Annotated in this window: 21 protein-coding genes; 9 read left to right on the top strand and 12 right to left on the bottom strand. The window is 60.7% G+C overall.

Translation table 11 applies throughout. From position 1 onward, the window contains the following. Positions 1-4 precede the first annotated feature (4 nt). Entirely contained in the window at positions 5-442 is a 438-nt protein-coding gene (locus tag CN673_RS00150) for a hypothetical protein (protein ID WP_099863786.1), read from the top strand. Between the two features lie 182 nt (positions 443-624). Here CN673_RS00150 and CN673_RS00155 read toward each other — a convergent pair whose 3' ends face one another. The 12 genes from CN673_RS00155 to CN673_RS00205 form a co-directional block, all read right to left on the bottom strand. Further along, a complete protein-coding gene (locus CN673_RS00155) occupies positions 625-1,119 on the bottom strand; it encodes a hypothetical protein (protein ID WP_099864950.1) in 495 nt (164 codons plus the stop codon). 43 nt (positions 1,120-1,162) lie between these two features. Then, positions 1,163-3,358, bottom strand: a complete 2,196-nt coding sequence (locus tag CN673_RS00160) for an AAA family ATPase (protein ID WP_099863788.1) — start codon at positions 3,356-3,358, stop codon at positions 1,163-1,165. A gap of 3 nt (positions 3,359-3,361) precedes the next feature. Continuing rightward, complete coding sequence (locus CN673_RS00165) at positions 3,362-3,676, bottom strand: hypothetical protein (protein WP_099863790.1); 315 nt, start codon at positions 3,674-3,676, stop codon at positions 3,362-3,364. A 14-nt stretch (positions 3,677-3,690) separates the two neighbouring features. Continuing rightward, complete coding sequence (gene ssb, locus CN673_RS00170; protein WP_099863792.1) at positions 3,691-4,152, bottom strand: single-stranded DNA-binding protein; 462 nt, start codon at positions 4,150-4,152, stop codon at positions 3,691-3,693. A 61-nt stretch (positions 4,153-4,213) separates the two neighbouring features. After that, a complete protein-coding gene (locus tag CN673_RS00175) occupies positions 4,214-4,480 on the bottom strand; it encodes a hypothetical protein (RefSeq protein WP_099863794.1) in 267 nt (88 codons plus the stop codon). Between the two features lie 22 nt (positions 4,481-4,502). Beyond that, positions 4,503-4,679, bottom strand: a complete 177-nt coding sequence (locus CN673_RS20750) for a hypothetical protein (RefSeq protein WP_157928733.1) — start codon at positions 4,677-4,679, stop codon at positions 4,503-4,505. Further along, positions 4,676-4,855 carry a hypothetical protein gene (locus CN673_RS00180; protein ID WP_099863796.1) on the bottom strand — a complete coding sequence of 60 codons (180 nt, stop codon included), beginning with the start codon at positions 4,853-4,855 and terminating at the stop codon, positions 4,676-4,678. The genes CN673_RS20750 and CN673_RS00180 overlap by 4 nt, the downstream gene beginning before the upstream one ends. Further along, entirely contained in the window at positions 4,852-5,127 is a 276-nt protein-coding gene (locus CN673_RS00185; RefSeq protein ID WP_099863798.1) for a hypothetical protein, read from the bottom strand. Before CN673_RS00185 ends, CN673_RS00180 begins: the two co-directional genes overlap by 4 nt. After that, a complete protein-coding gene (locus CN673_RS00190; RefSeq protein WP_099863801.1) occupies positions 5,124-5,681 on the bottom strand; it encodes a hypothetical protein in 558 nt (185 codons plus the stop codon). Before CN673_RS00190 ends, CN673_RS00185 begins: the two co-directional genes overlap by 4 nt. After that, positions 5,681-5,977 (bottom strand): hypothetical protein, encoded by a 297-nt coding sequence (locus tag CN673_RS00195; protein WP_157928734.1) that lies wholly within the window; start codon positions 5,975-5,977, stop codon positions 5,681-5,683. The genes CN673_RS00190 and CN673_RS00195 overlap by 1 nt, the downstream gene beginning before the upstream one ends. A 60-nt stretch (positions 5,978-6,037) precedes the next feature. Next, positions 6,038-6,445 (bottom strand): hypothetical protein, encoded by a 408-nt coding sequence (locus CN673_RS00200; protein ID WP_099863805.1) that lies wholly within the window; start codon positions 6,443-6,445, stop codon positions 6,038-6,040. Between the two features lie 66 nt (positions 6,446-6,511). Then, complete coding sequence (locus tag CN673_RS00205; protein WP_099863807.1) at positions 6,512-6,805, bottom strand: hypothetical protein; 294 nt, start codon at positions 6,803-6,805, stop codon at positions 6,512-6,514. Between the two features lie 100 nt (positions 6,806-6,905). Here CN673_RS00205 and CN673_RS00210 point away from each other — a divergent pair, with 100 nt between their 5' ends. The 8 genes from CN673_RS00210 to CN673_RS00250 all read left to right on the top strand — a co-directional run bounded on the left by CN673_RS00210 (position 6,906) and on the right by CN673_RS00250 (position 13,726). Beyond that, a complete protein-coding gene (locus CN673_RS00210) occupies positions 6,906-7,631 on the top strand; it encodes a LexA family protein (RefSeq protein WP_245409716.1) in 726 nt (241 codons plus the stop codon). 261 nt (positions 7,632-7,892) lie between these two features. Continuing rightward, on the top strand, positions 7,893-9,098 hold the full coding sequence (locus CN673_RS00215; protein WP_114149031.1) for a DUF932 domain-containing protein: 1,206 nt from the start codon (positions 7,893-7,895) through the stop codon (positions 9,096-9,098). A gap of 619 nt (positions 9,099-9,717) precedes the next feature. Continuing rightward, positions 9,718-10,173: a cupredoxin domain-containing protein gene (locus tag CN673_RS00225; protein WP_099863812.1), complete on the top strand. Its 456-nt coding sequence runs from the start codon at positions 9,718-9,720 to the stop codon at positions 10,171-10,173. After that, positions 10,173-11,108 carry a PD-(D/E)XK nuclease-like domain-containing protein gene (locus tag CN673_RS00230; RefSeq protein ID WP_099863814.1) on the top strand — a complete coding sequence of 312 codons (936 nt, stop codon included), beginning with the start codon at positions 10,173-10,175 and terminating at the stop codon, positions 11,106-11,108. The genes CN673_RS00225 and CN673_RS00230 overlap by 1 nt, the downstream gene beginning before the upstream one ends. A gap of 18 nt (positions 11,109-11,126) precedes the next feature. Beyond that, positions 11,127-11,867, top strand: a complete 741-nt coding sequence (locus tag CN673_RS00235) for a hypothetical protein (RefSeq protein WP_099863817.1) — start codon at positions 11,127-11,129, stop codon at positions 11,865-11,867. Continuing rightward, on the top strand, positions 11,864-12,205 hold the full coding sequence (locus tag CN673_RS00240) for a DUF7736 domain-containing protein (protein WP_099863819.1): 342 nt from the start codon (positions 11,864-11,866) through the stop codon (positions 12,203-12,205). The genes CN673_RS00235 and CN673_RS00240 overlap by 4 nt, the downstream gene beginning before the upstream one ends. Positions 12,206-12,210: 5 nt before the next feature. Continuing rightward, positions 12,211-13,407 (top strand): hypothetical protein, encoded by a 1,197-nt coding sequence (locus CN673_RS00245; RefSeq protein ID WP_099863821.1) that lies wholly within the window; start codon positions 12,211-12,213, stop codon positions 13,405-13,407. Further along, positions 13,400-13,726, top strand: coding sequence for a hypothetical protein (locus CN673_RS00250; RefSeq protein ID WP_099863823.1), 327 nt, complete (start codon positions 13,400-13,402; stop codon positions 13,724-13,726). The genes CN673_RS00245 and CN673_RS00250 overlap by 8 nt, the downstream gene beginning before the upstream one ends. Positions 13,727-13,744 lie beyond the last annotated feature (18 nt).

Raw genomic sequence — 13,744 nt, forward strand, 5'->3', positions numbered from 1 at the left:
ACCTATGCCGATCGGCAAGGTCGCCGAGCTTATCGGCGTGCCGCAAAAACTCCTTTCGCGCTGGCGAACAATGGGCGAGCTTGCGGGGATCGCCCCGCACCCGCAAAAGAAGCGCAGCAAGGCCGTGTGGGAGCCGGATGCGATAAGGGCGGCTCTTGAGCGAAAAAAGCGTCAAGAGGCGGCCAGGAGCCGCCCTGCCAAGCGATCCGGGAGCATTCCTAAGAAGACCCGATCCACAAGCCCAACTGTGCGTCAAATATTCAACGCGGCCGACGCAAAGGATATTCGAATGGTCGATATCCAGCAGGCGACAAGTCGCGGATATGACCTGATCATGCGGTGGCGCTACGGGAAGAACCTTCCCTCGATCGCGGCGGTGGAAGAGATGGCTGAAGCCTGCGGGCTTGAGATCGTCGTCCGCGAAAAATCAGAAGCGGAATAAAGCTGCGGCGCCCATCGTGGGCGCTAACCGCTCAGGACTAAGGCGCAAGGCGATCCTGATCACAATGATCGGGAAGCCTTGCCGCCGCATCCCCCTTGCCGCAGCCATGATGCGCGGGCGCTTGCTATAGGCGCGGACGCATAGCGTCGAAGCGCCAGCGCGTTTGATGAAGACGTGCCGGCTCAATGTTGCCCCCGCGCAATTTCGTTTCCTGCCAAGCCCTGGGCGATCGTTGAAAGCGCCTTGTCCCGCGCGCGGTAGGCAGTCGCCCGCGGCCAACCGAGATGGTCGCAGGCAGCATCAAACTTCGCCTTCTTCGTGATCTTGCATCTGATCCAGACGTGCAGGACGCGCGCCGGTCCCGGCTGCTCGCGGAGATACTGCGCCGGCCACCACAAGATGCGCTCGAATTGGCTGACACGGGCCGGGCTGTAAGCCCGGCGGCGGACGGGAGCATCAAGCTCGTCGATATCCGGCCATCCCTCAAGATCGCGCTCGGCGGCGGTAATCAGGAGATCGGGAAAACTGTTGATCCGGGTCGAGGGGCCGACAGGCCCGGCGGCAGCACGCGCCCATCGCACCGCCTCGACCAACTCTTCGCCGACGGCCTTTGGCGTCCAGACATCCTCAAGGCCGCGATGCGTGACACCGCGATTGTCACGCTGATAATTATTCATGTCACTTTCCCAATCTTCCATGAATTTTCCCGATATTTCCGCGTCACGACTGAAGGAGATCGAGAACATCATCCTCAGGCGGCAGATCATCCGCTTCGGCCGGTGGCGGCTCGACGTAGCTGTTCTCGATTTCGTTGATGCCGCGGATGCGGAAGTTGCGGACCTGCTTGCCGGTGAACCAGAGCCATGGCTTCTTCGATCCGATGATGCCGAATTTCAGCAAGCTCTTCGTCGCGCGCGACCAGCGCTGCCGTAGGCGCGCCTCTATCTGTTCGTCGGTCCCCGTCTCGGTTCCCGAGAACTTCTCCTTGTAAGCGGTTCGGACATCTTCCGACGCAACGATGAGAGCGACCTTTGGCGGCACAAGAACGTCTGAAGGGGGCATCACGCCCCGCTTCTCGATCATGTCCGCCAGGACGGTCAGGAACTCCCGCTCGGTATCATTGACCTTCCAGCCCTTGGGCTTCTCTTCGCCTGCCGCTTCTTCGGTTGCCTGCTGGCTGACGACCACGCATGAGGTAATCGGGTCGCCGTCGACATCTTCCCCGAGCGTCTTCTGTCGGAGCCGGAAGCGATGCGTGGCGCCACCGGGGCCAGCCTTCAGCTTTCGCACGCTCCAGAGGTTCGGCGTATCCGGCGTGGCGCCTGAGACCTCGATTTCGAAGTCGGCGGCGCCGTGCAGTGCTTCGTGGCCGCGCGGCCCGCGGCCGGCTTCCTTGCCCCCGTGGTGGACGCCGATGCACGCGACCTTGGTCATCTCCTGAAGCTTGCCGCAGTTGATGACGAAGGCACCCATGACTTCCGAGGCGTTCTCATTGCCGCCGGCCAGGGCGCGGGCAACGGTATCGATGACAACGACCTCGGCGCGGACGCCGCACCGTTCTTCCATCACGGCCGATATGCCGGCGATCTCTTCCGCCAGACGCTTCGTGTCGGCATCGCTTGAACGCATGTCGATCGCTGTCGGCAGGAAGACGAAGGGGATGATCTGGTCATCCTCGATGCCATGCTCCGCCCGCCAAGCGTGGAGCCTGATCTCGAAGTCTTCGCGGCCCTCTGCGACGACGTAAATCACGCCAAAGGGGCGCCCGCGGTATCCGAACCAGTCGGGCCGGTTACGGCCGGGAAGCGCCGAGGCTGCGCATGAAAGCATCATGTCGGAGGTCAGGAACGATTTCCCGCACCCCGGCGGGCCGTAGATGATCCCGAAGGAATTCGCGAGGATCAGGTTCTTGACCAGCCAGTCGCGCTGCGGCTTGTGCTTTCCGACCTCGTGAAACCATACGGCCCCGAAGCTTGACTTAAACTCTGGCAAGGCCGGCGGCTTCGCCGCGGCTGCAAGCTCATAAAGCTGCTCGATCGTCCCCCCGGCTTCGATCCAATCGAAGGCGTCGCCTTTCGGCTTGAGGTCAGGGAGTTCAAGGACGCCGATCTTCTCGGCCGTGCCCTTGAGCTTTGAAGCGACAAGCGCCGCATGCTCGCGGCCAGGGTCATCATTGTCCGGCAGGATGACAAGATCGGCACCATCGAAGTGCGGCGTCAGATCATCCCACCACTTCTTCGCGCCCATCGGGTTGCACGTCGCCGGCACGCCGAGATCATTCAGAGCGTCGGCCGTCTTCTCCCCCTCGACGAGGAAAACGCGATAGCCACCCGAGAGCGCTTCGAGAAGATCAGGGAGGCGGTAGGGGACCATCCGCGCCCCCTTGAGGCTGTAGACCCAGCCGTCGCGGCTGTCTTCGCCATCCTGCGCCTTGCGGCGCTGCATATAAGTCTTCTCAGGCTTGCCGTCTTCACCCAGGCGCCACGTCCCATCCGGCTTTTTGAATTGGTAGCGAAGCGTCTGGTAAAGGACCGCCCCGTTCTCGTCGGTGTAATCCCACGACTTCACAAGCTCCTTCTTCGCGCCGTCGGCCGGGTGCTCCTTCTTGCGGCCAGCCGGCTTTGCATCGCGGTTGCTCAGGGCTTGCGGGGGGCGATTGTCTTCGACGTGGAAGCCATGGCCGCGAAGCCAGTCGACGGCTTCCTTCCCCTTGCGCCCCGTCTCCCGTTCGATCAGGGCGATGACGCCGCCGCCCTCGTCGGCCGAGTGATCAAACCACGTCCCCTTGGTCGGATTGACCGTTCGGCCTTCCCCGAACCTTTGCTCCGAATTCGTGCCGCCTTTGCGCGGATCGCCCCACAACTCGGATGCGACCGCCATCATGTATTTGCCTAAGTCCTCGCCCGACGCGGACATCAATCAGTCTTTCTTTTTTGGCTTTTGGGTCAGTAGCTTCTTGATCTCGGGAAGGACCGGCGCGAGCCGGTCCAGGAATTTGCTACAGGCGAGCAAGACCTCGATCTCGCGAAGCTGCTTCTCGCTTGGCGGGTTGCCGAACTCCCGCTCTATGGCCCGGGTTGTGAAGCGCCGCCGAAGACCTTCTCCAAGGATCAGGTCCGACATCTCCGAAAGGCCGATCGGCTTCGAGGGCTTGAAGTCCTCGTTATCCTCGGGCGCTTTGTTGATACCGGGATCTGGCGCATCTTCGTCGCGCTCGGTGTTTTGGGCCGACATCAGCGATCCTCCGGTCAGAACGGGATTTCGTCGTCCATTTCCTGCTGGCCGTAACCGCTGCGGTCGTTCCTGCGACTTCCTTGATCATCGTCGTCGTCGCGGCTTCGACCGCCGCCGCCGCTGCCGCCGCTCTCTCCAAGCATGATCATGGTGCCGTTGAACGCCTTCAGGACGATCTCGGTCGAGTAGCGATCATTGCCGCCTTGGTCCTGCCACTTGCGGGTCTGAAGCTGCCCTTCGATAAAGACCTTCGAGCCCTTCTTGAGATACTGCTCGATGACCTTGCAGAGCCCTTCGTTGAAACAGACGACCCGGTGCCACTCGACCTTCTCGCGGCGATCGCCCGTATTCTTGTCGCGCCAGCTTTCCGAAGTGGCGATGCTCAAATTCGCGATCGGTCCATTATTCGACTGCCGCATTTCGGGGTCTTGCCCGAGGTTTCCGATAAGCTGCACGCGGTTCAGCGATCCCGCCATGGTTCAAAATCCTTCTTGTGTCTGACTGAAAAGAGAACCGGCCCCACGAGGGGGCCGGGAGTTAGGACCGGATGCCGCGGAGGGCTTCGGAGACGCGCCCGATATTGACGTTGAACTTCCGCGCAATCTCTTCGTAGGAGGCTTTGGAGTGGGCCAAGCTGTAAGCCTGGATCAGTACCTTGAGTTCTGGCGTCATCGGCTGGCTCGAGTTCGGCGCGCGCTTCTCCGGCTTGCGCCTGCGAAGATGCTCGGCAAGCACCGCAAGCTCGCGATCGTTGTGCTGTGCAGCCTTCTCGATCAGGCGATTTCGAATATCGGGTATCCGCATCTTGCTTCTTCGCCCCCGCGTTTCAGCGGCCGGCGATCCTTGTCTCGTGTGCGCGGTCGCGGATCGCCCAGGTATTGCGGGCGATCACGCTTTCATGGAGGGAGAGCCGCTCGGCGATCTCGGCAGTTGATTTGCCCTTGCGCCACATGACTGCGGCGATCTCGATTTGATGATCGTTCAGGCCTTCTGGGGCGGTCATAGCGGCGCGCTCACGAAGATCGCGAAGGCCATCATCAGAGCGCCATGCGCCATGTGATACGCCGCTTTGCCGTAGAGGCGATCATCCGCATCCCGCATGCCTCGACGGTGATCACTCCAGGCAAAGAGGACGAGGATGACAGTCGCCGCTATGCGCATCCCGTCATAAAGCGTCATTGGCCTTCCCCTTTGAATAGCCGGCCGCTCGGCCCGCAGGGACCGATAAGCCGCATCGCCAGGGCGTCGATCGAGAAGTCGATGAGCATCGGCTCGCCCGTCAGCGGGCTTCGCTCGAAATCGTTAATCTCGCCCATGACCTCGCAGCGATCGCGAATGTCGGTGTCCTCCGTGCGGACCGTCTGCCGGATCAGGCCGTGGACGATCGGCGGATCGCCTGGGATCGAGGTCGCGCGCGGCCGAAAGAATTTGCATTGCTTGCAGAGTTTCATTCGCCGTTCTCCTTGAATAGCGGCGCCTTCGGCGTCTGCAGACGCAGCTCAGGCACCTTGACCGCGGACATGAAGCTCCACAGAGCAAGCGCGTCCGCTTCGTCATCATTTTTGACGTCCCATCCGCGCCGCCGGCATGCGGCGACGACTTCCCGCTTCGCTTCTGCGCGCTTGAGGTTGCGCTTCCCGATGAAGAAGCCGCGCACATCGTTGGACGTGGCTTCCTGAAGGTCGTGGACGCCCATGCGGTAGGCCACGCCCTGCATGACGGCGGGGAGCCCGAAGAGAACTTCGATCGTGTGCCGGGTCGCCTTGCCCGATCGCAGACGGAAAAGCTCGGGCGCCTCGAATACAATCGTCCGTGGCCGGAAGGCTTGGAGGCGCGACCCCAGGAATTGGATCATCCCGCCGAAGATGGCTGCTTGCGACGAGCCATCCGGGGCGAGGCGAACCGAGCCGAAGCGCGGCTCTTCGCCCGGCTCACCCTCGGCCCACCCGCAATTGCTGGCGATGTCGAGGGCGAGGATTGATCCTTTCCAGCCACGATCTTGCATCAGGCGGCGCTCTCGATGAGTACCGGCTCGCGATGCGGATCAGTTGCGTCGAGAAGCGTCTGATGAAGAGGGGTGATCGAGATGAAGCTGTTGACGCCGAGGATCATCGGAACCTTGCGCGTCACGTGAAGCGTCCGGCTGTTGCGGCGCTCGCCTTCATACTTCAATCCCTTGATGCATCCGGCCCCATCGAGTTCTTCGAAGACTTCGTCGATATCCTCGCAATCAAACTCGACCGGCCACCAAACAAAGCCGGTGTGGCTCGGGATCACGGTCATTACGGACAAAACAATCATCGGGGCTTCTCTCTATAAAATTGGGGGAGCCGGCCGCGCCTGGGCGCAGCCGAAAAGTGATCAGTTGATCATCGAAGAGACGACATCATCGCCTTTGGACTTGGGCGGGTCTGTCTCGCGCTTATCAGCCTTGGTGACGATGTCGCGCATGACCTCGATCACGTCGGAGAAGGCGTCTTGCTGGTCGAAGAAGCCCATCTTGCCGGAGTATTCGATCAGGCAGCGCAGCGTCGCTTGTCGCTTGCTTTCATCGGACTTCTTGAGCCCGGTGATGATAGACAGGGCTTTGCGATCAAGGTTGTATCGCTCGATCGAATTCTTCGCATGCTGGCCCGCCAGCCCGTTGCTCTCGGAAGCCGCCTCCTTGTGGCGCAGGATTTCTCCAACGACCCGCTTCAGATCATCGGCTTTGACGCCACCCTTCGCTTCCTGCGAGGACGCGGCATCCATCTTTGCTCGCTTCGCCATATCGGCGCTCCTATGGTTGGATTTTGGGAAGTGCATCTGCCGTCATCGGCGGGAAATCAGAGGCGGTTACGACGCCAGCTTGCGCTTTCGCTCGCGGACATCGCTTTCAGAGAAACGCGGAATTCCTTCAGGCCAGGGGGTGTCTTCCGGCCATTGGTCGGAAAGTCGGCCGATCGTCCGGTCGAATGCGTAGGCCGTGAAGGTTTTCTCGCCGCCGATCAGGCCGCGATAAAAATACCCGTCTCCGCCGCAGACTTTGACGCCGATCGAAACGGGCGTGCGCCCCGTCGCTTCCGCAAAACGGTCAAAAAGTGTGATAAGCCAGCGCCGCAACTGCGGCTCAATAGGCAAATCGGCCATACGTTTCTCCAATCGGATGATGCAAATCGATTGGATTGTACCCTATTTTTGGGTTGGAAAAGTCAATAGCGGTTTTCAGAAAAATGGGATACATTGACAAATGCCGCTGCAGACGCGGCCGATAAAGATGGATACAGGGACAATGCAAGACAATCGAACTATTCAGGCTCGCATCCGCTCGCGAGTGGAAGACCTTGGACAATCTCCAATCACTCTCGCAAAATCTGCCGGCCTAGAGCGCGGCTACATCAACGATCTGCTTATTGGCAGAAAGAAAAACGTTCGCGACGACAAGCTTGCGAAACTAGCCAAGGCGCTCGACTGCGATATTGAATTCCTTACCGGAAGACAAAATGAGCCGAGACGCGATAGAGGCGATCGAATTCCTCTATACGGAATATGCGAAGCCGGGGCTTGGCGGCGAGTTCAGCCAAAAACCCGCGAAGACAGCTATGTTCCTATGCCACCTGACACAAGATTTCCTGGCTTAAGAAATCTTGCATTCGAAGTCCGAGGGCAGTCGATGGCGGGGGACGGGATTTCCGACGGAATGATCGTCGGCGCGATCGCTCGGGAAGATTGGGAAAATACAATCGGCCCGTTGCGTACCGGGATCACGGTTGTGGCCCGGGCCACGCGAGGCGATCCACCCGAGGAAGAGATTTCGCTTCGTCGCGTTCTAGTCGGCCCGACTGACACTAAGCTTATAACAAAGGCTGGGGATAACGATCTCGATTACCCGGCCCTCGTCTTGGGTGAGGGCGTTGAGGTAATCGCAGTGGTGACGCGAGCGGTGAAGCTTTTTTTAGACCTTGAGGCCGCTTGACATTTTCAATTCCCTTACGCGCATGCGTGCGCGGATATTTATTATTATATCTCTATAAGGGGGGAAGGGTTCTAACCCTTCCCCCCAATCTTATGAGACGTAGGTATATCTAGATACTGGTATCCGGGCTGTAGACGGGAAGCGCAGAAGCGCGTCCGACAATAGGGTTAAAAATTTCCAACGGAGGGGGTTGCATTTAGTTGGAAATCGTTGGATCAATCCACTTGTGACGCTTTTTAGTCAGATTTGGAGATTGATTGAATGAACGCCGTAGCCGCCCAATCCACCCTTACGCCCGAAAATCCGACCTCTTACGCGGTCGGCAATTTCCACAAGGGAGAAGTGCGAAGCGACCTGTCAAAACAGTGGATTGCCAGACCGGCAGACCAGCGCTTCCTATCCCTTTCCGACCTTCACGCATCCGTATCCGCCCGGGCCGAGCGCACCGAAGAGCATCGGATCATGAACAAGGAGGTCGAATTCTTCGCCCCGGACCCGAAGACCAAGGACGATACGAACAAGCTCTTCGTCGGCCTTCCTGGCGGGAATGAGATCGCTCCGACGCATTGGAGCTTCGGGCAGGTCGCCTCGCTTGCGCAGGCGCCCGCCGGCTACCTTCGGAAGCTTCCGACGCAGATTGTTGCCGATGCGGTCAACTGGGGCCTGCGCTACAATCGCGGCGTCGAGCGGATCAAGACATACTCGACGGGCGACGAGCTTCTCGCGGCTACAGGGCCGGACTATGGGCGCATCTTCGACCGCGAGGTTGTTGAAGCGGTCCAGCAGATAGCCGGAAACGGGACGGGCGATTTCCGATGGAAGGTTCCGGGTGTCCTCGATTGGCAAACCGGCCGCTACGACCCCGAGCATCCAGTCACGAAGGACACGACGACGCTCTACGCCAGCGATCGCGATGTCTTCATCTTCCTTGTCGACGACCGCAACCCGATAGAGGTCGGCAAACTGCCGAACGGCGACCCTGACCTGATTTTCCGCGGCTTCTACATCACGAATTCCGAGGTTGGAGCCGGCGCGCTGAAGCTTGCCGCCTTCTATCTCCGGGGGATTTGCTGCAACCGCCTCATGTGGGGCGTCGAAGGCTTCGAAGAGATTTCGATGCGGCATTCAAAATATGCCCCGAGCCGCTTCGTCGAAGAAGCGCGCCCCGCCCTCGCGGGCTTTGCCGAAGGATCGGCGACACGCCTTCGAGAAGGCGTCGAGAAGGCCAAGGCGGCGAAGATCGCGGCATCCGATGAGGAAGCTCTCGAATGGCTTTCCTCGCGCAAATTCAGCCGATCCCGCGCGACCGCGATCATGGAGACGGTCGAGAAGGAAGAGGGTCGGCCGGCGAGGACCGCTTGGGATTTTGCCCAGGGCATCAGCGCCGTAGCGCGGGACATTCCGCACACCGACGAGCGCGTCTCCTTCGAAAACGAAGCACGGAAAATTCTCGATCGCGCGGCTTGAGCGGCGCGCGTAGCGGGTCGGGTGAGAGCGGAAGCCTCCCTGTACTGAAGCCAGCCCGGCCCGCTTTTGATTTTGTACCGACGCGTGAGCGCTCGGCCGAGACGCTGGGCAATTCCAGGGAAGAGACCTTCGAGGAATAGATGCCAGAATTCATTGATCCAACACCGGAAATTGCGGAATTCCAACGAAAGCGGCTGACAGAAAGGATGGCGGAAGTACTGATCGAAACGGCCCCCGTGAGCGAGGACCATGCGCAAGCGGTTCTTCGCGCCGCCGGCTTCGACGACAAGGCCGTAAGGCTCCTGGCAAGCGATGCCTTGGAGCAATCTAGGGCGGCAAGACGGAGATGATCAGCGAGCCAGTCGAAGAGTACAGACCTGAGCGCGTATCGCGGGTGCAGAAGAAGATAATTCTCATGCCGCGGTGGGGGGTCAAAAGGGTCGTGGTCAAGGAGACGATGATCACCTTGTCCCGAGTTTCGCTGATCGACGGGCCGCGGGAAGCACGCCCCGCAGACTGAATTTTTAAGAGCCTTCAGCGGCCCCGGAGCGGGCCGCTCTTCAACCGGAAGACAACCCGTCTCCCCGGAACGGGGAAGCTATTGCGAAAGGAAAATTCGATGCTTTTCAAAAAGGGCGATGTCGTCGCGGTCGAGGCGACAGTCAAATTCGACCAGAGACCCGAGGACGATATCGTCTTCCTCGAATACAGCCCGGGCTCTCCGACGCCGGACAGGCTGAAGATGGTCCGGCCGAACCTTAAGCCCGGAGATAAGGTTCGCCTCATCGAGAAGTCTCGCTTTGGATGGGATGGCGTATTCGTCGCACAAAACGACGGGGTTGCATGGATCAGTTTCCCGGGAATTGATCCAGGCTATGACAATTTTGGACGGCCGCTGCCGGGCGACGCATCCGCGCTCTGCGACATCAAACTGATTGAACGAGCCCCATCTGCCGCGCCGACGGCAGCGGATGAAGCCGAACGCGCCGATCCGCCGCCGCCAGATGTTCGCAGCCTTGAGGCAGAAGCCGACAAGAAAGAAGACGAGATCGCGCGCTTGCGGGGCGAAGATTGATGCGCGGGACGATCGAGCACCCCGATGGCATCTACTTCGGCCTTGCGGATGAAATCTACCGCGCCGACCCCGCGCTTGGCTCTTCCGATCACAAGATGCTTGCCGTCGCCCCGGAGGCGTATTGGTACGGATCGCACTTCAATCTTGCGCGCCCTACCGACAAGGATAGCGCGGCCCGGGCAATGGGTCGGGCCGTCCATGCCGCGGCCCTGGAAGGCAACGATGCCTTCCGGGCGCGCTTTGTCCGCCGACCTGATGATCTTGAGCGGCTGACGGCGAAGGAGCGGGCGATCCTCGCTCCGCGCGGGGAAGCGGTTCTCCCTGGCGAGCAATATGATCGCGCGTCAATGGCCGCGAAGATGATCAGGACGCACCCTGATCTCGCGAACGCCCTCGATAACGGCTACCCCGAGGTTTCCGCCTTCTGGACCGTCGAGGTCGATGGTCATCCGGTGCGCTGCAAAGCGCGCTACGACTTCCTGAAGCCGCGAGCGATCGTCGACCTGAAGTCGGTCAATCCGCAAAAGAAGCCGCTTCCGTTCAAGGCGCTCTGCATCCGCGACATTCGCTCCTACCGCTACGGCGTCCAGGCGGCTGAGTATCTCGAAGGCCGCGCCCGCTTCGCCGGCTTCATCCGAGCCGGGATGGTGGAAGGCGATCCTGATCCCGAGTGGCTTGATGAACTCCGCAAAGCCGATGGCTTCGCCTTCGTCTGGATTTTCTGGGCGAGTGACGGCCCGCCGCTTGTTTGGTCCGGCGCGATGTCGCCCGGCAACCCTCTTCTCGAAGACGGCAAATCGATCGTCGAACAGGCCCGCCGCAACTTCGTGAATTTCCGCGACCGATTTGGGACGGACGCCGCGTGGATCGATTTCGAGCCGCTCGCGGAACTGACCCACGACGACTTCGAAGCTGCCTACGGGCGCCATTTTTGACAACGGAAAGGAACTGCAATGGATGACCCGAAGCACAACCAGCCGCCTTTGAGCGATCGGCTCTCAATCGAATACGAAACGCTGTCGGATCGCATTACCGACATCCTCACGCGGGCTCGCGATGAGGTTCCGCAGACCATCGAGGACGACGAAGGCAACGCCAAGGTCGGCGATTTCGTCCGAGGGTTCCGCGGCCTGATCCGCGAATGCGAGGACGCCAAGAAAGAAGAGAAGCGCCCGCATCTCGACGCCAACAAGACGATCGAGGACTTTTTCAAGGCGATGACCGAGCGTCTGATGAAGGCTCGCGAGGTCGTTGAAAAACGCGGCGACGCATACCTCAACAAGAAGGCTGCAGAAGAGCGGGCGCGCCGCGAGGAAGCGGCGCGGATCGCCCGCGATGAAGCCGACAGACGGATGCGGGAAGCCCAGGCGGCGGAAGAAAGCGGCCGGGAGGTCGCGGCCGACATCGCGCTTGCCCACGCCACTGAAGCCGACGAGCGCGCTCGTGTTGCGGAAGAAGCTTCCTTCGACAAAGCGTCCGACCTTGCCCGCACCCGCGGCCCGGGCGGGACATCGACGTTGGCAACGAAGTGGGACTTCGAGGTCCAGGCGATCGGCGATGTGCCGCTCGACCAGCTTCGCGCCTTCTTCTCACAGGCCGAAATTGAGAAGGCAATCCGCGGCTTTGTCCGGGCCGGCGGACGGCAGTTGAGCGGCGTCCGCATCTTCGAAAGCACGCGGGCGAGCTACCGATGAGCACGGCACAGAAGCTTCCTACGATCGGCCTGCTTTCGATCACGGATGGCCGGCTCATGGGCGATATCGGCACCGTCTACGAAGTGCTTTCGCACTTCGTTGGGCGCCCGGTCTTTACCCACGAAATCCCGAAATACGGGCGCCTCGCTAGGCCGATCATCCTCAAGGATTTCGAGCAACTTGATACGACCGACTGCCCGGATTGGCAGGCCGCTCGCGATTGGGCAGTCGCCCATTTCGGAGAAGAAATGGAAGTCCCGGCCGGATGGGCCGGGGTTTTGGCGGACGGGAAATCCCCGATCGAAAACCTCAACAACATCGTAGACGGGAAGGATTGAGCGCCATGGCTCAAAACGAACACATCACCGAAGACGGCGAGATCATCGAGACGACCGGCACTGCGCTTATGCAGGATGCCGGCACCGTCAGCGTTCTCGCGAAAGCCGAAATCGATACGCAGATTTCGACCGCCCGCCAATATCCCCGGTCAATCAGCCGGGCGATGAACAATATTCTTTCGCTGGCGACGCTCGACGAACAGACGGCCGAAGAATGCATCTACGCGCTGAAGCGCGGGGGCAAGCCGATCCGGGGTCCATCGATCCGGCTCGCGGAAATCATCGTCACGCAATTCGGCAACAACCGATCCGGCGCCCAGGTCGTCGACATCGATCGGACGAATAAGCTGATCGTCGCCGAGGGCTTCTTCCACGACCTCGAAAGCAACTCAGCAACAAAGGCGACCGTCTCGCGCCGGATCAGCGATAGGCAAGGGCGCATCTTTAACGACGACATGATCGCCGTAACCGGCAACGCGGCCTGCTCTATCGCCAAGCGCAACGCGATCCTTGCCGGCGTCCCGCGTGGCATCTGGCGCCGCGCGTTGGAAGCGGCCGAGCAGCTTATTCGGGGCGACGCGAAGACCCTGGTCGAAAGCCGCGACGCGGTGATGAAGGCTTTCGCGCACTTCAACCTTTCACCCGAACAGGTCTGCCAGATCATGAACGTCAATGGGGCCGACGACCTCGACCTCGACGATCTGGTCACGCTGCGGGCGATCTATCGCAGTCTGAAAAACGGCGAGCAGACGGTCGAAGAGCTTCTCCGATCGAAGACCGCCGCTTCGGATCACAAGGTTGTCGAAAACCCACTCGGCGACAAGCCGAAGGGCGAGAAGGCGAAGGAAGAAGAGCCCGCCGACCAAAAATCAACAGACAAGGCCACTGACGCGAAGAAGGAGCCGGAAGGCAAGAAGGCATCGGATAAGCCGGCCGACGAAGCGGGCGAGAAGGAGCGAGCCGAGGCGGACGGTCAGGAAGCGCAGAGCAGCGCGCAGGACGAAGCCGACGCCGACCAACTCGCTCAGGAAGAGGTCGATGCAGCTTACCTGAAGGGCGAAGAGGCGCGCGAGAAGGGGATGACCCCGAAGGCCATGCCGAAGGAGTACGCCGCCGCCAGCAAGAAGCGGCTCGCCGATGCTTGGACCGCCGGCTTCAAGGGCTGGGACATGCCCGAAGCGGAGGGCGAAGGCGATGAGTAAGCCCGCCGAGAACGTCACCGACTTCCGCAAGCCCTCGACGCCCGATGAGCGCGAAGACCTGATGCGCCTTCAGCTTAAGCGGACGCTTCAGGAGCGCGACAAGCGCATCCATGCGCTCAATCAGACCTTCGAGCGCAGCAAGGCAGGTTTCACCGAAGCGATCCTAGAAGCCGAGCGGGTCTATCTCGCGGAGAAGGCCGTCATTCAACGCCAGCTTCGCGACGCGGAAGACCGGCGGCGCCAGGGCGTCGAGGCAGAGCGGCGAATGGCTGAAGCCGCAAGCGCGGCGCTTTCCGCCATGAACCATCCGCGGGGCTGATCGGCGCTACCCACTCAT

It is taken from the genome of Neopararhizobium haloflavum, from assembly GCF_002750855.1.
Classification (GTDB): domain Bacteria; phylum Pseudomonadota; class Alphaproteobacteria; order Rhizobiales; family Rhizobiaceae; genus Georhizobium; species Georhizobium haloflavum.